Raw genomic sequence first — 18,700 nt, 5'->3', positions numbered from 1 at the left:
GGGCAAGCGGCCAATTGGACGTCGAACGCCGATTGCCGTTCGGCACCGTCGCGCTTCCACCTGTTACTGGCCGCTCGCCCCGGCGGGCGCGGGAATGCGGTCCCGCAGCAGGCGCGCCGCGACCAGCCCGTTGATCAGGCCGAACAGCGTCGCCGCCGCGGCAAACACCGGCACGAGATAGAACACGCCGTCGTGCGGCACGAGCCACACGCGCGCGAGCGCGAGCTGCCCGCCGATGTGCGCGAACGCGGCGAACACGCTGAGGCTCACCGGGCCGAACCAGCGCCGCGGCAGGTGCTTCGTCACACCCAGCGTCGCGAGGCTCGTCAGCGAGCCGGCGAGGCTGAGGAAGAATCCCGGGGCGAACAGCTGCCCGAGCAGCAGGCTGCTCGCGAACACGCGCAGCAGCCCGACCCACACCGCATCGCGCCAGCCCCAGCGCAACAGCACGATCAGGATCACGATGTTCCCGAGCCCCGGCTTGACTCCTGGCAGCGGCAGTGGAATCGCGGCTTCGGCGACCGTCAGCACGATCGCCGCGGTCGCCAGCCGCGCGATACGCCGGTCGTCCGCGCTCGGATGAATCTCGATGGTTGAAGGTGCCGGATGCGCCAAAACCTTCGCTCCTGAAGGAAGTCGGATGGATCAGATATTCGAAGACGTGCTGGTGCTGCGGCAAGTGCCCGGTCGTCTTCGCCAGGCACGGCCAGCCGACCCGGACGCGGGTGCGCGTGACGTGGGGGCGGCTCGATGCTGCAGCGAATATCGAGAAGCGTAACCCACCATGGGAGTGGATCACAGGTTCCAGTCCCTGATCGCCTCGGCGCTGCGCCGCGCCTCGACATAGCGCACCAGCGCCCGCGTACCGCGCGCGCAGTCGCGGAACACGCAGACGCCCTGGTCCATCAGGCGTTCTGCCATCGCGTCGTAGAGACTCCCGCCATCAACGATGCCGACGATCGGCTTGTCGTTGCGCTCGACGATCGCCGGCATCAGGTGCACCGTGCCTTTCCGATCACCCAGGTCGAAACCGGGTCGCAACGCACTCGCCTCCAGCCCGCGTACCGATGGCGCGGTCGGGTCGAGCCCGACGACGACGGCGTCGACGTTCGGGTCCTGGGCCAGGGCCTCGGCGATCTGCAGGTGCGCTTCGTCGTCGGCGCCCGGGTTGATGTCGATCGGGTTGCGGATCTCGACCAGCGCGTCGAGGCGCTTGGCTGCAAGAATCTCGCCCAGGCGCGTGACCGTGCTTTCGTCGAGCTCGGCCATTTCCATCGAGAAGGTGTCCGACCCGGTCGCGTCGGCGATCGCCACGGCGCCGGAACCGGCACCACTGAGACCGGCCAGGCGGTGGCCGCCGATCTTCTTGTGATGCAGCGCGCCCGCCATGTAGAGGAGATCGTCGAAGGTGCTGAAGTCTTCGGCCACCATCGCCCCGGCGTGCCGGACCACCGACTCGAACAGCACCGGATCGCCTGCGACCGATGCAGTATGACCCATCACGCCCGCCATGCCGGCCGGGGTCTTGCCCGATTTGTAGACGACGACCTGCTTGCCGTTGAGCACCGCGCGGCGCACCGCCCGGGCGAAATCTAGTCCGTCCAGCTCCTTGAACCCCTCGACATAGATCCCGATCGTCTCGATTTCCGGGCGCCCGGCGAAATAGCTCAGCATGTCGCCGTGCGTGAGGTCGGTCTGGTTGCCGAGCGCCACCATGTAGCGCGGGTCCAGCCACGGATTCATCGTCAGCCGGACGACCATGAACGCGCCGCTCTGGCTGATCAGCACCGACGTTCGTTCGGCCGTGTTGCGCGGCTTCGGCATGCGCTCCTTGGGGATGAACCAGGAATCGTACGACCCGGGATGCGACACGACGCCGAGACAGTTGGCGCCGACGAAGATCGGGCCGCCGTCGGCGCGCGCATGAGCGGCGTTGATCCGCGCCGCGAGGGCCGCGGCCGGTTCCCGGCTCTTCTTCGTTTCGCCGAGGTCACCCGGGATCAGCATCACCGATTCGACTGCGCCGGTCTCGATGACCTCGTCGACGAGGTCGTACACCGCGCTCGCGGCGACCGCGACGATCAGCAGGTCGAGCTTGTGATCGAGCGCCTTGAGGCTTTCGACGCAACGCACCCCGTCGATCTCGGTCTCACCTGGACGGATGATCGTCACGCGCTCCGGGCTGCAGCCGCTCTTGAGCAGGTTGCCGAGGATCAGCCGGCCGAAGTTCATGCTGGTGGCCGACACTCCGATGATGCCGATCGAGTCGGGGTGGACCAGCTTGTCGATCTTGTGGATCGGGCGGGGGTTGCGCGGGGCCGACGGCGCGGCGAGTTCGCAGCGCGCCGAGCGGGCCACCAGCCGCTCGCCGACGTGCAGCGGATCGAGTTCCAGGCGGTTCACGACGACGCTCGCCTCCGCAGTGCCCGGTGCAAAGCGGCCGGCCAGCGCCAGCAAGCGCGCGAAGCAAACCCTGAGCTGGGCGTCCGGGACCGGTCGACCGCTGCGCGCGGCGAGCGTGGCGAGCTTCTGATAGACGATGGTGCGCTGGAACAGCGCGAGAAAATCGTCGGCGTCAGTCAGCTCGGCGATTGCCGACACGGCGGCACGGTCCTTCCTGAAATTGGCCTGATCGAGCTCGGCATCCAGCCCGCCGAGGCCGGCGCGAATGACGATGCCGAATTCGGCGGTGTTGTACAAGCCGATGCGCAGTTCGACGCCGGCCGGTCCGGCCGCGGCGCCGCCGCCAGCATCCATCTGTACGCCGAGGTCCGAGAGCAGGATGCCCAGTTCGGTGGCATCGAGCGCGTCGCGCCCGTCGGCGAGCACGTGCCGGAACATCGCCGCCATTTCGGGATTTGCCGGGACGCCGTCGCGGCGCGATTTCGATTCATTGTGCATGTAATGACTCCTTGTCGTTTCGATCAACCACGTGGCTCGGGAATCGCGGACCGGCCGCATGCTGTAGCGAGCGGGCCGCTTTGACGGTATGTCGCAGCCGTAGGGCGACGACATACGAATAGATAATTAATGAATGATCGTCCACTCATCAAAACACGTCAACAGCAGTTGACGACATGCGTACAACAGGCGCTGCCGTGCTGCGCGTGGCCGACCCTGCTCAGCTGAGGGATTCGGCGCCAACTATAGTGGACGCGTGTCCCAGCTATCAACGAACATCGACAACCTCACGCTGCCTGCCACCGGGCTGGCGCGTCATGGTCGGTTGTGTGCATATTTTGTCAATACTGGTTGACGTTGTGAAAGATTTCATCGAACATTTGTGAACGAATATTCATTCTTTATGTTCGGGCTCGGCCTGGCGTTACCGCGACCGTCGGCAGGTCCGGTATCGAGAATTTCGCGCATGCACGAGGAACTCGGCACGGGCCCCGGCGTGTATTACATCTGGGACAAGGGGTGAAGGCGGGGATGAAAGCGAAGACCTTGAAGGCGGGCGAGCGGATCGGGCCGCGGCAGCAGCACCACTGGGACTGGCGCGCGGCATCGAACTTCATTGCCGGAGGCGCCGGCGGCGGGCTGCTCGCCTTCGCCGCGCTGGCGAGCCTCGCGGGCATCGACGTTCGCGCCCTGCTGCTCGGCGGGATGGCGCTGATCGGTGCGGGGCTCACCTGCGTGTGGTTCGAGATCGGCAAGCCGTGGCGCGCGTTGAACGTCTATCGGCACCTGGCCACCTCGTGGATGACGCGGGAGGCGGCGGTGGCGCCGCTGGTGTTTGGCTGTGGCGCGCTTGCACTGCTCACCGGGCACAGCCTGTTCGTGCTGCTGACGGGCGTGTTCGGCGCCGCCTTCGTCTATGCCCAGGCACGCATCCTGTCGGCCGACAAGGGCATTCCGGCGTGGCGCCATCCGCGCTGCCGGCCGATGCTGGTCGCGACCGGTTTCGCTGAAGGCGCGGCGCTGGTGGCGGTGGCGTCGCCGTTCGTGATGACGAGCGCGGCGGGCCAGCTCGGCGTCGCCGCCGTGACGCTCGGGTTGCTGCTCGTGCGCGTGCTCGCGTGGCGCAGCTACCTCGCCGGCCTGCGCGCCGACGGGGCGCCGGAAGGCAGCCTGCGTGCGCTGGCGGCGGTCGACGGGCCGTTCCTCAAGTTCGGCAACCTGCTGGCGGCGGCCTTGCTACTGCTGGCGGCGCTCGGCGCGCCGCTGGCGGGCCTCGCGCTGATTCCGGCCGGACTGCTCGCGGTCGGCGGCGGCTGGCTCGTCAAATACACGCTGGTGCGCCGCGCCGCCTTCACGCAGGGCTTCGCGCTGCCGCACCTGCCGGTGCGCGGGCGCGGTCCGGCCGGCGCCGCGGTGAAACCGGGCTGGGGCGGGGCCAACTGACACAGCACGAATAGCAATCCGGTAGCACCCGAAGCAAACCACAAGGCGGGGCCAAGCCGTCCCGTCCCTGCGAGGCAGGAGGAGACAACATGTACGAAGTGCGATTCCATGGCCGGGGCGGCCAGGGTTCGGTGCTGGCGTCGGGCATTCTGGCCGCGGCGCTGGTCGAGGAAGGCAAATACGCGGTATCGATCCCGTCGTTCGGTTTCGAGCGGCGCGGCGCGCCGGTGGTGTCGTTCCTGCGCGCAAGCGAGCGCGAAATCCGCCAGCTCACCAATATCTACCACCCCGACTGCCTGATCTGCGTCGATCCGACGCTGACCCGCTCGGTCGACATCTTCGCCGGGCTGAAGCCGGGCGGCACGCTGGTACAGGCGACGCACAAGGCGCTTGGCGAGCTCGTGCTGCCCGACACGGTCGGGCGCGTCGGCCTGTGTGATGCGGTGAAGATCGCGATCGAGATCTTCCGCCGCCCGATCACCAACACCTTGATGCTCGGTGCGTTCGCGAAGACGACGGGGGTGGTGTCGCTCGACGCGTTGAAGCGCGCGCTCGAGGACTCGGACTTTCGCGACGCCGGGCTCGCGCAGAACATGACGGCGCTCGAGCGCGGCTACGCCGAGACGACCGTGCACACGATCGCAAGGAGGGCCGCCGCATGAGCCGGCATCAAAGCTATCCGCTGTTCAACCTCGAGCAGGCGAATGTCCCCGACGACCTGTGCCCGGTCGCGACCGACATCAGCCCGATGCTGCCCGGCGACTGGCGCAGCCAGCGCCCGGTCATCGACCGCGACAAATGCGTCAAATGCGCGGTGTGCTGGCTGTACTGCCCGGTGCAGTGCGTCGAGGAGCACGCCGCGTGGTTCGACTTCAACCTCAACACCTGCAAGGGCTGCGGCATCTGTGCGACCGAATGCCCGCAGCGCGCGATCACGATGATCGGGGAGGCCCAGTGAACATGAGCACCACCACGCTCGAAAAACCCGCCGTCGGCGCGCCGACGAAGCAGAAAGTGATGCTGTGCGAAGGCAACGAAGCGGCCGCGCTCGGCGTCGCGCTCGCGCGCCCCGACATGGTCGCGGTGTATCCGATCACGCCGCAGTCGTCCCTCGTCGAGCACGTCGCCAAGCTCATCGCCGACGGCAGGATGGACGCCGACATCGTGGACGCCGAAGGCGAGCACTCGGTGCTGTCGGTGCTGCAGGGAGGCGCCTTGGCCGGCGCGCGCACCTACACCGCGACCTGCGGGCCGGGGCTCGCGTTCATGTTCGAACCGTACTTTCGCACCTCCGGCATGCGCCTGCCGATCGTGATGTCGATCGTCACGCGCGACGGCATCACGCCGCAGTGCGTGTGGGGCGGGCACCAGGACGCGATGACGGTGCGCGAAGTCGGCTGGGTGCAGATCTACTGCGAGACGGTGCAGGAAGTGCTCGACACCACGGTGATGGCGTTCAGGATCGCCGAAGACCACGACGTCATGCTCCCCGTTAACATCTGCCTCGACGGCAACTACCTGTCGTACGGCACGTCACGCGTCGAGCTGCCCGAGCAATCGGACGTCGACGCGTTCATGGGGGCGAAGGACGTGAACTGGCACGTCGCGCTCGACCCGATGAAGCCCATGGCGGTCGATCCGCTCACTGGCGGCTCGGGCGGCAAGGGGCCGGCGACGTTCGTGCGCTATCGCAAGAGCCAGTGCCGCGGCATGCAGAACGCGCTGGGCGTCATCGAGGCCGTGCACGCCGAGTGGGCGAGCCGCTTCGGGCGCAGCTACGCGCCGCTCGTCGAGGAGTACCGCCTCGACGATGCCGAGTTCGCGATCATGACGCTCGGCAGCATGACGGGCGCGGCCAAGGACGCCGTGGATGAAGCGCGCGAAGCGGGCCGCAAGGTCGGCCTCATCAAGATCAAGACTTTCAGCCCGTTCCCGGTCGAGGCGTTGATGCGCGCCCTGTCGAAGGTGCGCGCGCTCGGTGTCGTCGACCGCTCGGTGGGCTTTCGCTGGAACTGCGGGCCGATGTACCAGGAAGTGCTCGGCGTGCTGTACCGCCTCGCGCGCGAGGCGGGCACGGTGCTGCCGGCGATGAGCTTCATCGGGGGCCTGGCGGGCGCGGACATCACGATTGGCCACTTTCACCGCGTCATCGACGCCACCGAGCGGCTGCTCGACGGGCCGGCGCCCAACGAGCCGGTGTGGCTCAACGAGAATGACTGAGGGCGGCAGAACCATGGAACCAGCAATGGAACACACCCAATACCTCGTCGTCGGCAGCAGCCACGCGGCGCTCGAGGCGATCAGCGCGATCCGCATGCATGACGCGACCGGCACCCTGACGGTGGTGACGCGCGACGCCCACCTGCCGTATTCGCCGACCGTGCTGCCCTACGTCGTGTCCGGAAAATCCGCGCCCGAGCGCGTGTTCCTCAGGGACGACGACTTCTTCGCCCGCAACGCGGTGAGCTACCGGCCGGGTGCGGGACTCGCCGCACTCGACGCGGACGCGAACACCGCGGAACTGGCCGACGGCACGCACCTCGCCTACGACAAGCTCTTGCTCGCCACCGGCACCTCGCCCGCGATCCCGCCGATCCCGGGCATCGACACCGTCGCCTACCACGTGCTGCGCACCCTCGACGACGCGCTCGGGCTGCGCGAGGCGATCGCGCAGTCGCGCCAGGCGGTGGTGCTCGGCGCGGGCCTCGTCGGCATGCACGCCGCGGAGAACCTCGTCAAGGCGGGCGCGAGCGTGACCATCGTCGAGATGAGCGACCAGCTCACCGCGGGCTACTTCGACAAAGTTGCCGCGCAGATGATCGAGCAGGCCTTTATCGACAACGGCGCGAAGATCCTGACCGGCAGCCGCGTCGTGCGCCTCGAGCCCTCATCGGTGGGTGCGCGCCTGACGCTCGCCAACGGCACGACGCTCGAAGCCGATCTCCTGCTCGTGGCGACCGGCGTCAAGCCGAACCTCGACTACCTCGACGGCAGCGGCGTCGCGTTCGAGCACGGCATCCTCGTCGACGACACGATGCGCACCAGTCGCCCGAACGTCTGGGCAGCGGGCGACTGCGCGCAGGCGAAGCATTTCTTCTCGCCGACGCCGCGCGTCAACGCCATCCTGCCTTCGGCCACCGAGCAGGGGCGCATCGCCGGCATGGCGATGGCGGGCGATGCGGGCATCCGTCCTTACGCGGGCGGCGTGCCACTCAACACCTACCACTTCTTCGGCCGGCATGCGATCTCGGTCGGCTCGAGCGAGGCGCCCGCAGGCAGTGAGGTCGTCACGCGCTTCGACGAAAAAACCGGGCGCTACCTGAAGGCGATCTTCCGCGACGGACGGCTCGCCGGCATCTTCGGGGTCAATGAATTCTTCGACGGCGGCATCATGGCGCAGCTGATCGTGCGGCGCATGGACCTCACGGCAGTCAAGGAGCGCCTGGTCGCCGACCCGCTCAAAGTCGGCCGTGAGCTGATGTCGAGGACGTGGCGCTAGAAGCGCCCGATCAAGGAGCAGATATGGGACGAGCTTACAGCACGATCGCCTTCGACCCCGCCAAGTGCGACGGCTGCGGCGATTGCATGACGGCCTGCGCGCAGGCCAAGACCGGCACCATTGATCGGGCGCGTTCGCGCATCCAGATCGTCGGCCGAGGGGACACAATTAAGGACGCAACCAAGGACGCCACTGAAAAAGCGTTCGAGCTGGCGCTGTGCCGCCAGTGCGCCGATCCGAAATGCGTCACCGTGTGTCCGGCAGGCGCCCTGGCCAAGGACGGCGCGTCGGGCGTGATCGGCTGGGACGCTTCGAAATGCGTCGATTGCCTGTTGTGCACGGTCGGCTGTGCGTACGGCGGCATCGCGTTGGAGGAGGCCACCGGCCACGTGTCGAAGTGCGACACTTGCGATGGCAAGCCTGCGTGCGTGCCGGTGTGCAGCAAGGGCGCGCTGACCTATGTCACGACGGCGAACATCTACAACGAGGTCGGCGACTGGGAAGATCTGTTCGCGCCGGGCTTGGCCGGCTGCCAGGGCTGCAACACGGAGCTCCTGATGCGCCACACGCTGCGCCGCGTCGGCCCCGACACCGTGCTCGCGACCCCACCCGGGTGCGTGCCCGGCATGGGTTCGGTCGGCTTCAACGGCGCGACCGGCACGAAAGTGCCCGTCTTCCATCCGCTCTTGACGAACACCGCGGCGATGCTCGCCGGGGTCAAGCGCCAGTTCAAGAGGATGGGGCGCGAGGTGACGGCGCTCGCGATCGCCGGCGACGGCGGGGCCTCCGATGTCGGCTTCCAGTCGCTGTCGGGGGCGGCCGAGCGCGGCGAGCAGATGCTCTTCATGGTCGTCGACAACGAGGGCTACATGAACACCGGCATGCAGCGCTCGAGCTGCACGCCGTACGGCGCCTGGACCTCGACGACGCCGATCGGCGCCGGCTGCGCCGCAGGGCAGCCCGCGCAGGGCAAGACGCAGGACGCGAAGAACCTGCCGCTCCTGATGGTGAACCACCGCTGCGCGTACGTCGCGACCGCCTCGACCGCGTACATGGAGGACCTCTACGCGAAGCTCGACCGCGCGATCGAGGCGTCGAAAACCGGTTTCGCCTACGTGCATGTCTATTCCCCCTGCACGACCGGCTGGCGCTTTGCGTCCGACCAGAACATGGAGGTCGCGAGAAAGGCCGTCGAGACCAACTTCGTCATGCTGTGGGAGTTCACGCCCGACGAGGGCCTCAACTTCACCCGCCCCGTCGACGACCCCCTGCCGGTCACCGACTACCTCAAGGCCATGGGACGCTTCCGCCACCTCAGCCCCGCGCAGATCGAGCATATTCAGGGGAAGGTGGAAGAAAACATCCGCTTCATCAAACGGTTCGCAGCCGCATTGCCGGCCTGAGGGATGGTCCGGAGGGGTCCGGCAGCGTGACTGGCCGGGCCCTGGCAATGACTCCGGCTTTTGAGGTTCGGCCCCGCGGTGATCCCGACGCTACACCTTGAAGACTTGGACAGCCGCCTGGAGCCGGGCAGCGATCGACTGCAATCCTTCGGCCGATTGCGCGGTTTCCTGCGCTTCGACGTTATTGCGCTCGGTCATGTGGGCAATCTTCTCCAGACCTTGAGCCACACTGGTCGTCGCGATGCTCTGTTCGCGAATGGCCGTGGTGATGCCCGACACCGCCTGGGACACCTGTACCGCGCTGTGATGGATCCGTTCGATGGCAGCAGTAGCCTCCGCCGCGAGTTCGACCCCGCTGGAGACCTGCTCGACCCCGATGTTCATGTTGTCCACGGCATTCAGCGTGCCCTGCTGGATGCGTCCGATCATCTCGCCGATTTCGTGCGTCGAAGTGGTGGTGCGCTCGGCGAGCTTTCGTACCTCGTCTGCGACGACGGCGAAACCGCGGCCCTGCTCCCCGGCGCGCGCAGCTTCGATTGCGGCATTGAGGGCAAGGAGGTTGGTCTGGTCGGCGATGTCTTTGATCGTATGCGCAATCGCGGAAATTTCCTGGGATTCGCGCCCGAGTTGCTCGACGGCCGCCGAAGAGCGGCGAGCGGTGTCGGCAATATGATTCATCGCAGCCACCGCGCGGTCGATGACGAGGACGCTGCTGCGTGATTCGGTTTCGGAGTCGGTCGAAATTTTCAGCGCCTCGGCGGCGTGCTGGGCGATCATGTCGATGCTTGCACTCATCTGTTCGACGGATACGGCCATGTCGGCCGCAGCGCCGCTTTGCATCGTCGAACTGGTCGCGACGTTGTCGGCGGCCGTGGCAAGCTGCCTGGCGTCGGCGGCGACGCTGGCCGCAGCAACGCGCACGTCTCTGATGGTTTGGCCAAGCTGTTCGACCATCGTCGATTGCGCGCGGACCAGCGCACCGATCTCGTCATTCGACTTCACTTCGGCACGCGCGGTGAAATCGCCCTCGGCGACCTTGTTGGCGACGACGACGGCTTCCCCAAGCGGCTTGGCGATCCAGCGCCGCGTCGCGATCCACACCAGGGCAAGCACCACCGGAATCAGCAGCAGGGCGGCTTGCATCAGCCCCCGGCCGGCTTCCTTCCCTTCGCTGTTGAATTCGTCCAGATAGCTGCCGGAAGCCACGACCCAGTTCCACGCCGGATAAAGGTTGTACACGACGATTTTTTCCCGCGCTTCCTTTTCATCAGGATTCTTCCACCAGTAGTTGATGACGCCGTTCCCGGAAGCCAGCATTTCGGCAATGAACTCGCGGCCATGGACGTCTTTCTGACCGAGCAGCGATTTGCCCTCAAGGCTCGGGTGGATGACGATGCGGCCCTTGTCGCGCCCGGCGTCGAGCCCATAGGGATAGCCGGTCGCACCGATCCGGATTGCCGAGATTTTTTCTTTCATCGCCGCCATGCCGTCGGTGAAGTCGACGCCGACAAAAAACGCACCGATCGTTTCGCCGCGGCTGTCGCTGATGGGAGCGTAGTGTGTCATGACGTCCCGGCCGAGCATCTTGGCGATGCCGGTATAGGACTTCCCCTTGAGAAGGAACGGGACGGCCGGATGGTCATCGCCCAACAGAATACCCGAGGCGCGGTTGCCCTTTTCGTCCTTTATCGAAGTCGAAATGCGTTCGAAGTCATTGCCGCGGCGGGTCAGCACGGTCGCCGCCGCGCCCGAGAGGCTGGTGAAGCGATCGGGGATGGAGGTTTCTTCGAATGTGATCGGGAGGTCGCCGTGCATCAGGAGACCGCTGCCGGAATGAATGTGGAACGCTTGCGGGTAATTGCCTGCAAAGACCGCGCCGAGGCGCTGGGCAGCCTGTTGCGCGGCGCTGTTATAGCCGTCGATCATGTTGATGATCAGGCGGTTGGTCGCTTGCAGCCCCTCCAGCGACTTCTGTTCCAGTTTATTGCTCAAATATTGCGCGAGCCCGAATGCAACGCCGAGCAGCAAAAGGGTGATGGCAGTAACGAGTACCAGGCTGAACCTGACCGCTACCGATGTTTGACGACCCGACATTGCGCATCCTGTTTATGGTTGATTGCGACCCATCCCGTCGTGCCCGCCCCGCACCTTCAGGTATGACACGTCCATCGGGCCTGCCAAGCGGCAAGAGTACAGAGGCCGGAACATCATGTCTATGTTAAATGGTTTCCTTTTGAACTGTTTTGGGTGCGCACAGCCGCCCGGACGGGGGCCGCGCAGGATGAAAAATCAATAGTTGAGCGTGTCATAGTCCGCTGCGCCGCCGGCAAGGCTCAGGCTGACCTCGTTCGGCGCGCAGATCGCGACCGCTCCGGCGCGGCTCAGCCAGCCCTGGCGAACGCAATACTGGCGCGGCCCGGGATCGGAGAGGACGCGCGCGCGGCCCGGCTCGACTTCGATGCGCGTGATCCCGAGCGGCCCCGGGACGTCGACGCGCTGCGGGCTCGCGAGGCTCAGTTCGGCGAACACCGCGCCGCCGGCGCGCACGATCGCCTTGTCCGGGGCGCCGCCGCGCCACAGCAGCAACACCGACACGACGCATACCGCGAGCGCGCCCGCCAGCGTCGCGAAATCGCCCGGCCGCAGCAGCGCCAGCCAGTCGGCGAAGCGCGGATTCACTGGCCTGCCACGTCGGCGCCGTGGTCGACGATACGGCGCGCGGCGGAACGGTGACGCACGAGCACGCGCAGCGTGTCGCTGAAGTGCCGGCCGAGCCATTCGGCGATATACACCGAGCGGTGCTGTCCGCCGGTGCAGCCGATCGCGACCGTGAGGTAGCTGCGATTGTCGCGCGCGTAGCTCGGCAACCAGGTCGCGACAAAGCGGCGGATGTCCTCGCACATGCGCCCGACCTCGGGGAAGCTGTCGAGAAACTCGATGACCGGCAGGTCCTTGCCGGTAAACGGCCGCAGGTACAGGTCGTAATGCGGGTTCGGCAGGCAGCGCACGTCGAAGACGAGGTCCGCGTCGAGCGGAATACCGTATTTGAAGCCGAACGACTGGAACATCAGCGTCAGCCCTTCGGTCGCCTCGATCGCGAGGAAGTCCTTGATCCATGCGCGCAGCGTGTTCGCCTGCAGTTCGCTGGTGTCGATGCGGTGGCCGAGTTCGGCGATGCTCGCGAGCGCGCCGCGCTCGTTCTGGATCGCTTCGGCGAGCGAGACGTCTTCGCTCGCCAGCGGATGGCGGCGGCGGGTTTCCGAAAAACGCGCGATCAGCGTGTCGTCGCGTGCATCCAGAAAGATCACGCGCAGATCCGACGCGAGCGCGCGCAGGTGCTCGACCTGCTGCGGCAGCGCCAAAAGGCTCGCACCGGACCGCACATCGACGGCGATCGCGACGCGCACGTGCCCGGTGTCGCGCAGCTCGGCGACGAGTTCGGGCAGCAGTGTCGCGGGCAGGTTGTCGACCGCGTAATAACCGACGTCTTCCAGCACTTTCAGTGCGATGCTCTTGCCGGAACCCGACAAGCCACTGATCAGGACGATCTGCATGACAGGACACTCCCCATATCGCGGGGATTATGGCGAAAGTCGTAGGCACAGGCCAGCGGCGAAAATCCGTGTCGATGCAGGCGGCATTCAGACCGCGACCAGCCGCCCTCCTTCGCGGCGGGCGACGCCGGCGCGCGACAGTTCCGCGACCAGCCAGTCGGCCAGCGCCGACGGCGACTGGCCGAGGAAACGCGCGTTGGCTTCCCGGTAGAGCGGCACACGCGCGAGATGTTCCGGCAATTCGTCGAGCGCGATCGAGCGCAGGTCGAGCAGCGAGAATGTCATGCAGGCGCGGATCGCGTTGCGCGCCATGCGCGCGCCGTCCTCCTCGAACGCCTTCAGGCGCGCAAACGCCCGGGCCAGCGCGTCGTCGAACTCGACGAACGGCGCGCCGTGCCCCGGAATGACGACGTCGACCGGCAGGCGCGCGATCGCCTCCAGCGTACGCCGCGCCGCACCGATGCCGTCGCCGGTGCCGAGCACGTCCGCGAACAGGATGCCGAAGCCGTCGCGCCACAGCGCGTCGCCGGAAATCAGGATGCGGCGGTCGGGATTGTGGAACACCAGCGCATCCATGTCGTGACCCGGGGCTTCGAGGGCCTGCCACGTCAGTTCGCCCATCTCGACGGTCTCGCCTGCGGCCAGCAGACGATCGGCGTGGAAACGTTCGCCGGCCTGCTCCGCGGTGCTCAGCAGCAGCGCCGCCTCGTCCCACTCGGCAACCGCGCCCGCCATCCCCGCAGGCACCGTGATCGCACAGGCGAACGCCCGCTGCACCGCCGCGTTGCCGCCGATATGGTCGGAATGCGAGTGCGTGTTGATCAGCCGTCCGAGGCGGCGGCCGTCGAGCGTGCGGTGCAGCAGCGCAACCGTCTGGGCGGCGTGGCTGACGTAGCCGCTGTCGATCAGCGTCGCCTGGCTGTCGTCGAACAGCACGACGTTGTTCGACGACAGCCAGCCGCGCTCGAGAACGGCGATCGTCGCCGGAAGCTTCGCCGCCGCGCTCATTGCGCCCCTTCGCCGACCTGTGCCGCGACGTTCGCCGGCAGCGGCACTTTCGCCGGTGTCTGCGCGGGCGCGGGTGCCACAGGCACGCCGTCGATCTCCTCGGGCGTGCGGCCGCAACCGAGGCACACTCCGCTATCCCAGTCGATCATGCACACGCCAACGCACAGCGCATCGCTCATCGTGCTTGCTCCGCGCGAGCCGCGCTCGCCCCGGCGAGGGCCTGCGCGCGGCGCCGGTCCACCGCCTCGAGAATGCGGCGTTTCTCCGCGTCGGCGCGGCGGCTCCAGCCGGCGATCTCGTCGAGGCTGCGAAAGCAGCCTTCGCAGTAGCCGGTGCCGGCGTCGATGCGGCACAGATTGATGCAGGGGGAAGTCGGGCTCATGTGCTCGGGTCCGTTGAATCGTTGTGATCGTTGGTCGTCGCGTTTTCGATTCGTGCACCGCCGTGCGGCATGGCGTCACGCGCTCCCGGAGGCGGAACGGCCCCCGACGAAACCGACTGGGTCAGCCCTGCTGCGACACCCACGCCGCGGGCCGCTTCGACAGGAAAGCGTCGAGGCCTTCCTTCGCTTCCGGCGTCGCGCGCAGGCTGGAGATGCGGCGCGCGGTGTCCTCGACGACGGCCTCGCCGACCGGCCGGTTCGCGACGTTGCGGATCAGGTCCTTAGCCGCGGCCTGCGCCTTTGGCCCGCCCTGCAGCAGCGCCGCGACGATCTGCGCGACTTTCGCGTCGAGCGCTTCGGCAGCGACGACTTCGTGCGCAAGGCCGATCTCCCCGGCGCGCGCGGCGGTGATCCGCTCGGCGGTCTGGAAATAGCGATACGCCTGACGCTCGCCGATCGCACGGATCACGTAGGGGCTGATCGCCGCGGGGATGATGCCGAACTTGACTTCGGAGGTCGCAAACACCGCCTGCTCCGCGGCGACGCAGATGTCGCACGCACTCGCGAGCCCCATGCCGCCACCGAGCGCCGCGCCCTGCACGCGCGCGATCGTCGGCTTTCCCATCCCGGAAATCGTGCGCAGCATGCCGGCGAGCTTACGCGCATCCTCGAGGTTGTCCTCGACGCTGGCTGCGGCGGCCGCCTTCATCCAGTTCAGGTCCGCGCCCGCGGAGAAACTCTTGCCGCGTCCGGCGAGCACGACGACGCGCACGGTGTCGTCCGCGTCGAGTTCTCGGCAGGCGGCGGTCAGGTCCGCGATCAGCTGGGCATTGAACGCGTTATGCACGTCGGGGCGGTTCATCCAGATCGTCGCGACGCCGCCTTCGGTCCGGATTTCGAGAGTTTCGTACATCCTGCTGTCTCCTGTTGCCCGGGCCTCCCGGCCCGGCTCCCGCGGGCGCGGCAACGAAATCAGGCGGCGAGCGCCCGCCCGATCACCAGCCGCTGGATGTCGCTCGCGCCTTCGTAGATCTGGCACACGCGCACGTCGCGGTAGATGCGCTCGACCGGGAAGTCGGCTACGTAACCATAGCCGCCATGGATCTGGATCGCATCCGAACACACCTTTTCGGCCATCTCGGACGCGAACAGTTTCGCCATCGACGCCTCCTTGAGGCACGGCCGGCCGGCATCCTTGAGGCTCGCAGCGTGCCACACGAGCTGGCGCGCGGCTTCCAGTTGCGTCGCCATGTCGGCGAGGCGGAAGTTCACCGCCTGGTGCTCGAAGATCGGCTTGCCGAAGGTCTCGCGCTCGTGCGCGTACTTGACCGCCGCTTCCAGCGCCGCGCGCGCCATGCCAAGGCACTGCGCGGCGATGCCGATGCGGCCCGCCTCGAGGTTCGACAGCGCGATCCTGTAGCCTTCGCCCTCGGCGCCGAGCAGGGCGTCGGCCGGCACACGGCAGTTCTCGAACAGGATCTGCGCCGTGTCGGACGCCTTCTGCCCCATCTTCTCCTCGACGCGGGCGACGATGTAGCCCGGCGCGTAGTCGGGGAAACCCGTCGGCACGAGGAAGCACGAAATGCCCTTCTTGCCGGCGCTCTTGTCGGTCACCGCGAACACGATCGCGACGTCGGCCTCGCGGCCGGTGGTGATGAACTGCTTGACGCCGTTGATGACCCAGCCGTCGCCCTCATTATCGTTTACTCGCACAGCGGTCGTCCTGATCGCCGCCGCGTCCGAGCCGACATGCGGCTCGGTGAGGCAGAAGCAGCCGAGCTTCTCGCCTTTCGCGAGCGGCTTCAGCCAGCGCTCTTTCTGCGCGTCGCTGCCGTAGCGGTTCGGGATACCGCAGGCGAGCGAGTTCTGCACGCTGACGATCGTCGAGGTCGCGCCATCGCCGGCCGCGATCTCTTCGAGCGCGAGCACGAGGCTCACGTAGTCCATCCCCGCGCCGCCCCACTGCTCGGGCACGACCATGCCGAGCGCGCCGAGTTCGGCGAGTTCCTTGAGCGCCTCGCGCGGGAAGGTGTGATTGCGGTCCCACTCGGCCGCGAACGGCGCAAGGCGCTCCTGCGCGAACGCGCGCAGGGAATCGCGGATCATCTCCTGTTCTTGCGTGAGGATCATTTAGACGAGCTCCACCGCAATCGCCGTCGCTTCGCCGCCGCCGATGCACAGGCTCGCGACGCCGCGCGTCTTGCCGTACCGCTTCAGCGCGCCGAGCAGCGTGACGATGATCCGGGCGCCGGACGCGCCGATCGGATGGCCCAGCGCGCACGCGCCGCCGTGGACGTTCACGCGGTCGTGCGGCAGGTTCAGCTCCTTCATCGCCGCCATCGTGACGACCGCGAACGCTTCGTTGATTTCCCACAGGTCGACGTCGCCGACGTTCCAGCCGGCCTTCGCCAGCACCTTCTGAATCGCGCCGACCGGGGCGGTCGTGAACCACGCCGGATCCTGCGCGTGCGTCGCGTGTCCCTCGATCGTCGCCAGCGGCTTCAAGCCCAGCCTGTCGGCGGTCGAGCGGCGCATCAGCATGAGCGCGGCGGCGCCGTCGGAGATCGAACTGGAGTTCGCCGCAGTCACCGTGCCGTCCTTCCTGAACGCCGGCTTCAGGCCGGCGATCTTGTCGATCTGCGCCTTCGGCGGCTGCTCATCGCGGTCGACGACGACGTCACCCTTGCGCCCCGGGACCGTCACCGGCGCGACTTCCCACGCGAAGCTGCCGTCCTGGATCGCGTTCTGCGCGCGCGTCGTCGAGGCGACCGCGAACTCGTCCTGCGCGGCGCGGGTGAAGTCGAAGTGGCTCGCACAGTCCTCGGCAAAAGTGCCCATCAGGCGACCCTTGTTCTCTTTCGAGTAGCTGTCCTCGAGGCCGTCGAGGAACATGTGGTCGAGCACCTGGCCGTGGCCGAGGCGGTAGCCGCCGCGCGCCTTCGGCAGCAGGTAGGGGGCGTTCGACATCGACTCCATGCCGCCGGCGACCATCACCTCGTTCGTGCCCGCGACCAGCAGGTCGTGCGCGAGCATCACCGACTTCATGCCGGAGCCGCACACCTTGCTGACCGTGGTGCAGCCGGCCGACAGCGGCAGGCCGGCGCCGAGCGCAGCCTGGCGGGCGGGCGCCTGGCCGACGCCGGCCGGCAGCACGCAGCCCATCAACACTTCCTGCACCTGCCCGGGGTTGACCCCGGCGCGCTCGACGGCCGCCCGGATCGCGACCGCGCCGAGTTGCGGGCCGCTCAGTGCGGACAAATCGCCCTGGAAGCCGCCCAGCGGCGTGCGGGCGGCGGAAACGATGACCACTGGATCATTCATGCTTTTCTCTCCTGTACGACTTGTAGGGATAGCCAGCTCTCAGGCCAGCGTTTCGAGCGCCGCGACATAGCGCGGCATCAGGTCTTCGGGGCGCGTCACGTTAAGGCCCAGATCGCGCACCAGGCCGTTCTTCAGCCCGTAGATCCACGCATGCACCGCCAGCGGCTGGCCACGTTTCCACGCGTCCTGCACGACCACCGTCTGGGCCACATTGACGACCTGTTCGAGCACGTTCAGCTCGCACAGCCGATCGTGCGCGAGTTCCGGCGGCAGCCCATCGACCGCCTGGCGGTGCTTGACGTGCACGTCCTGCACGTGGCGCAGCCACAGGTCGACGATGCCGACGCGCTCGCGCCCGAGCGCCGCCTTCACGCCGCCGCAGCCGTAGTGGCCGACGACCATGATGTGCCTGACCTTCAGCACGTCGACGGCGAACTGGATCACCGACAGGCAGTTGAGGTCGGTATGCACGACGACGTTCGCGACGTTGCGATGCACGAAGACTTCGCCCGGCAGCAGGCCGATGACCTGGTTCGCCGGCACGCGCGAATCCGAGCAGCCGATCCACAGGTATTCGGGCGCCTGCAGCTTCGACAGTTTCTCGAAGAAACCCGGGTCGATCTGCTGCATCTGTTGCGCCCAGGCGCGGTTGTAATCGAAGAGGTGGAACAGGTTCTCGTTCGCGACCTCCTCCTCGGACCAGTTGTCGAGGTCCAGCGCGAGGAAAAGCGTCCCTTCGATCGGCGTCGGGTAGTAGGCCGGCGCCTCGGTGAATCCGAGTTCGCGATACAGCTTCACGGCGATGCGCATCGTCGGCAGCGTGTCGAGCAGGATGCGGCGGTAACCGATTTCCTTCGCCGCCCGGATCGCCGCGAGGACCAGTTCGCGACCGACGCCCAACCCGCGCAGCGCCGGCTCGACGTACAGTCGCTTCATCTCGCAGATACCGTCGGAGAACGGGCGGATTCCGACGCAGCCCGCGGGCTGGCGATCGATTTCGGCATAAAAGAGCCTGCCCTGCGGCGCCCCGTAGGCTCCCGGCAAGGACGCCATCTCGTCGCCGAAACCCTGGAAACACAAGTCCACGCCGAGCGACCCGGCATAGTTGCGGAAGAACTGGCGGACATGGTCGAGGCAGACCCGGTCATCGGCACCCAACACACGAAGTTCGACTGGCACAGAGAATTCC

General features: G+C 67.2%; 18 protein-coding genes. 6 read left to right on the top strand and 12 right to left on the bottom strand.

Features of this window, described 5'->3' with window-relative positions; all coding sequences use genetic code 11:
* Positions 1-63 precede the first annotated feature (63 nt).
* Together pbN1_RS10965 and pbN1_RS10960 are read right to left on the bottom strand one after the other, a co-directional pair.
* Positions 64-591: a Gx transporter family protein gene (locus pbN1_RS10965; RefSeq protein WP_210147753.1), complete on the bottom strand. Its 528-nt coding sequence runs from the start codon at positions 589-591 to the stop codon at positions 64-66.
* A 204-nt stretch (positions 592-795) separates the two neighbouring features.
* Positions 796-2,901 (bottom strand): CoA-binding protein, encoded by a 2,106-nt coding sequence (locus pbN1_RS10960; protein WP_244856919.1) that lies wholly within the window; start codon positions 2,899-2,901, stop codon positions 796-798.
* Positions 2,902-3,432: 531 nt separating this feature from the next.
* Here pbN1_RS10960 and pbN1_RS10955 point away from each other — a divergent pair.
* The 6 genes from pbN1_RS10955 (at position 3,433) to padI (ending at position 9,246) form a co-directional block, all read left to right on the top strand.
* Positions 3,433-4,344: a DmsC/YnfH family molybdoenzyme membrane anchor subunit gene (locus pbN1_RS10955; RefSeq protein ID WP_169204254.1), complete on the top strand. Its 912-nt coding sequence runs from the start codon at positions 3,433-3,435 to the stop codon at positions 4,342-4,344.
* A gap of 89 nt (positions 4,345-4,433) precedes the next feature.
* On the top strand, positions 4,434-5,006 hold the full coding sequence (gene padE / locus pbN1_RS10950; protein WP_169204255.1) for an NADH-dependent phenylglyoxylate dehydrogenase subunit gamma: 573 nt from the start codon (positions 4,434-4,436) through the stop codon (positions 5,004-5,006).
* Positions 5,003-5,302 (top strand): NADH-dependent phenylglyoxylate dehydrogenase subunit delta, encoded by a 300-nt coding sequence (gene padF / locus pbN1_RS10945; protein ID WP_169204256.1) that lies wholly within the window; start codon positions 5,003-5,005, stop codon positions 5,300-5,302. The genes padE and padF overlap by 4 nt, the downstream gene beginning before the upstream one ends.
* Before the next feature lie 2 nt (positions 5,303-5,304).
* Positions 5,305-6,564: an NADH-dependent phenylglyoxylate dehydrogenase subunit alpha gene (gene padG, locus pbN1_RS10940; RefSeq protein ID WP_169204257.1), complete on the top strand. Its 1,260-nt coding sequence runs from the start codon at positions 5,305-5,307 to the stop codon at positions 6,562-6,564.
* 25 nt (positions 6,565-6,589) lie between these two features.
* The gene (padH, locus tag pbN1_RS10935) at positions 6,590-7,843 is read left to right on the top strand and encodes an NADH-dependent phenylglyoxylate dehydrogenase subunit epsilon (protein ID WP_169204258.1); all 1,254 of its coding nucleotides are present in this window, start codon (positions 6,590-6,592) and stop codon (positions 7,841-7,843) included.
* A gap of 23 nt (positions 7,844-7,866) precedes the next feature.
* Positions 7,867-9,246: an NADH-dependent phenylglyoxylate dehydrogenase subunit beta gene (gene padI, locus pbN1_RS10930; RefSeq protein WP_169203712.1), complete on the top strand. Its 1,380-nt coding sequence runs from the start codon at positions 7,867-7,869 to the stop codon at positions 9,244-9,246.
* Positions 9,247-9,336: 90 nt separating this feature from the next.
* On the opposite strand, the gene pbN1_RS10925 is transcribed toward padI, so the two are convergent.
* From pbN1_RS10925 to can, 10 genes are all read right to left on the bottom strand, one after another.
* Positions 9,337-11,340 carry a methyl-accepting chemotaxis protein gene (locus pbN1_RS10925; RefSeq protein ID WP_169203711.1) on the bottom strand — a complete coding sequence of 668 codons (2,004 nt, stop codon included), beginning with the start codon at positions 11,338-11,340 and terminating at the stop codon, positions 9,337-9,339.
* Between the two features lie 195 nt (positions 11,341-11,535).
* Positions 11,536-11,925: a NusG domain II-containing protein gene (locus pbN1_RS10920; RefSeq protein ID WP_244856917.1), complete on the bottom strand. Its 390-nt coding sequence runs from the start codon at positions 11,923-11,925 to the stop codon at positions 11,536-11,538.
* The gene (gene rapZ / locus pbN1_RS10915) at positions 11,922-12,800 is read right to left on the bottom strand and encodes an RNase adapter RapZ (protein WP_169203709.1); all 879 of its coding nucleotides are present in this window, start codon (positions 12,798-12,800) and stop codon (positions 11,922-11,924) included. The genes pbN1_RS10920 and rapZ overlap by 4 nt, the downstream gene beginning before the upstream one ends.
* An 87-nt stretch (positions 12,801-12,887) precedes the next feature.
* A complete protein-coding gene (locus tag pbN1_RS10910) occupies positions 12,888-13,808 on the bottom strand; it encodes an MBL fold metallo-hydrolase (protein WP_169203708.1) in 921 nt (306 codons plus the stop codon).
* On the bottom strand, positions 13,805-13,987 hold the full coding sequence (locus tag pbN1_RS10905; RefSeq protein ID WP_169203707.1) for a DUF1289 domain-containing protein: 183 nt from the start codon (positions 13,985-13,987) through the stop codon (positions 13,805-13,807). The genes pbN1_RS10910 and pbN1_RS10905 overlap by 4 nt, the downstream gene beginning before the upstream one ends.
* Positions 13,984-14,190 carry a DUF1289 domain-containing protein gene (locus pbN1_RS10900; RefSeq protein WP_169203706.1) on the bottom strand — a complete coding sequence of 69 codons (207 nt, stop codon included), beginning with the start codon at positions 14,188-14,190 and terminating at the stop codon, positions 13,984-13,986. Before pbN1_RS10900 ends, pbN1_RS10905 begins: the two co-directional genes overlap by 4 nt.
* A gap of 121 nt (positions 14,191-14,311) precedes the next feature.
* Positions 14,312-15,103 (bottom strand): enoyl-CoA hydratase/isomerase family protein, encoded by a 792-nt coding sequence (locus pbN1_RS10895; protein ID WP_169203705.1) that lies wholly within the window; start codon positions 15,101-15,103, stop codon positions 14,312-14,314.
* Between the two features lie 59 nt (positions 15,104-15,162).
* The gene (locus tag pbN1_RS10890) at positions 15,163-16,320 is read right to left on the bottom strand and encodes an acyl-CoA dehydrogenase (protein ID WP_169203704.1); all 1,158 of its coding nucleotides are present in this window, start codon (positions 16,318-16,320) and stop codon (positions 15,163-15,165) included.
* A complete protein-coding gene (locus pbN1_RS10885; protein WP_169203703.1) occupies positions 16,321-17,511 on the bottom strand; it encodes an acetyl-CoA C-acetyltransferase in 1,191 nt (396 codons plus the stop codon).
* A gap of 39 nt (positions 17,512-17,550) precedes the next feature.
* The gene (can, locus tag pbN1_RS10880; protein ID WP_169203702.1) at positions 17,551-18,690 is read right to left on the bottom strand and encodes a carbonate dehydratase; all 1,140 of its coding nucleotides are present in this window, start codon (positions 18,688-18,690) and stop codon (positions 17,551-17,553) included.
* Positions 18,691-18,700 lie beyond the last annotated feature (10 nt).

It is taken from the genome of Aromatoleum bremense (genome assembly GCF_017894365.1).
GTDB classification, from domain to species: domain Bacteria; phylum Pseudomonadota; class Gammaproteobacteria; order Burkholderiales; family Rhodocyclaceae; genus Aromatoleum; species Aromatoleum bremense.
This window is presented reverse-complemented; position numbering and strand designations above follow the sequence as displayed.

Excerpts from the sequence above, each read along its gene's own strand:
- pbN1_RS10960 (WP_244856919.1), bottom strand. The coding sequence starts at position 2,901 with ATGCACAATGAATCGAAATCGCGCCGCGACGGCGTCCCGGCAAATCCC.
- pbN1_RS10955 (WP_169204254.1), top strand. The coding sequence starts at position 3,433 with ATGAAAGCGAAGACCTTGAAGGCGGGCGAGCGGATCGGGCCGCGGCAG.
- padE (WP_169204255.1), top strand. The coding sequence starts at position 4,434 with ATGTACGAAGTGCGATTCCATGGCCGGGGCGGCCAGGGTTCGGTGCTG.
- padF (WP_169204256.1), top strand. The coding sequence starts at position 5,003 with ATGAGCCGGCATCAAAGCTATCCGCTGTTCAACCTCGAGCAGGCGAAT.
- padG (WP_169204257.1), top strand. The coding sequence starts at position 5,305 with ATGAGCACCACCACGCTCGAAAAACCCGCCGTCGGCGCGCCGACGAAG.
- padH (WP_169204258.1), top strand. The coding sequence starts at position 6,590 with ATGGAACACACCCAATACCTCGTCGTCGGCAGCAGCCACGCGGCGCTC.
- padI (WP_169203712.1), top strand. The coding sequence starts at position 7,867 with ATGGGACGAGCTTACAGCACGATCGCCTTCGACCCCGCCAAGTGCGAC.
- pbN1_RS10925 (WP_169203711.1), bottom strand. The coding sequence starts at position 11,340 with ATGTCGGGTCGTCAAACATCGGTAGCGGTCAGGTTCAGCCTGGTACTC.
- rapZ (WP_169203709.1), bottom strand. The coding sequence starts at position 12,800 with ATGCAGATCGTCCTGATCAGTGGCTTGTCGGGTTCCGGCAAGAGCATC.
- pbN1_RS10910 (WP_169203708.1), bottom strand. The coding sequence starts at position 13,808 with ATGAGCGCGGCGGCGAAGCTTCCGGCGACGATCGCCGTTCTCGAGCGC.
- pbN1_RS10905 (WP_169203707.1), bottom strand. The coding sequence starts at position 13,987 with ATGAGCGATGCGCTGTGCGTTGGCGTGTGCATGATCGACTGGGATAGC.
- pbN1_RS10900 (WP_169203706.1), bottom strand. The coding sequence starts at position 14,190 with ATGAGCCCGACTTCCCCCTGCATCAATCTGTGCCGCATCGACGCCGGC.
- pbN1_RS10895 (WP_169203705.1), bottom strand. The coding sequence starts at position 15,103 with ATGTACGAAACTCTCGAAATCCGGACCGAAGGCGGCGTCGCGACGATC.
- pbN1_RS10890 (WP_169203704.1), bottom strand. The coding sequence starts at position 16,320 with ATGATCCTCACGCAAGAACAGGAGATGATCCGCGATTCCCTGCGCGCG.
- pbN1_RS10885 (WP_169203703.1), bottom strand. The coding sequence starts at position 17,511 with ATGAATGATCCAGTGGTCATCGTTTCCGCCGCCCGCACGCCGCTGGGC.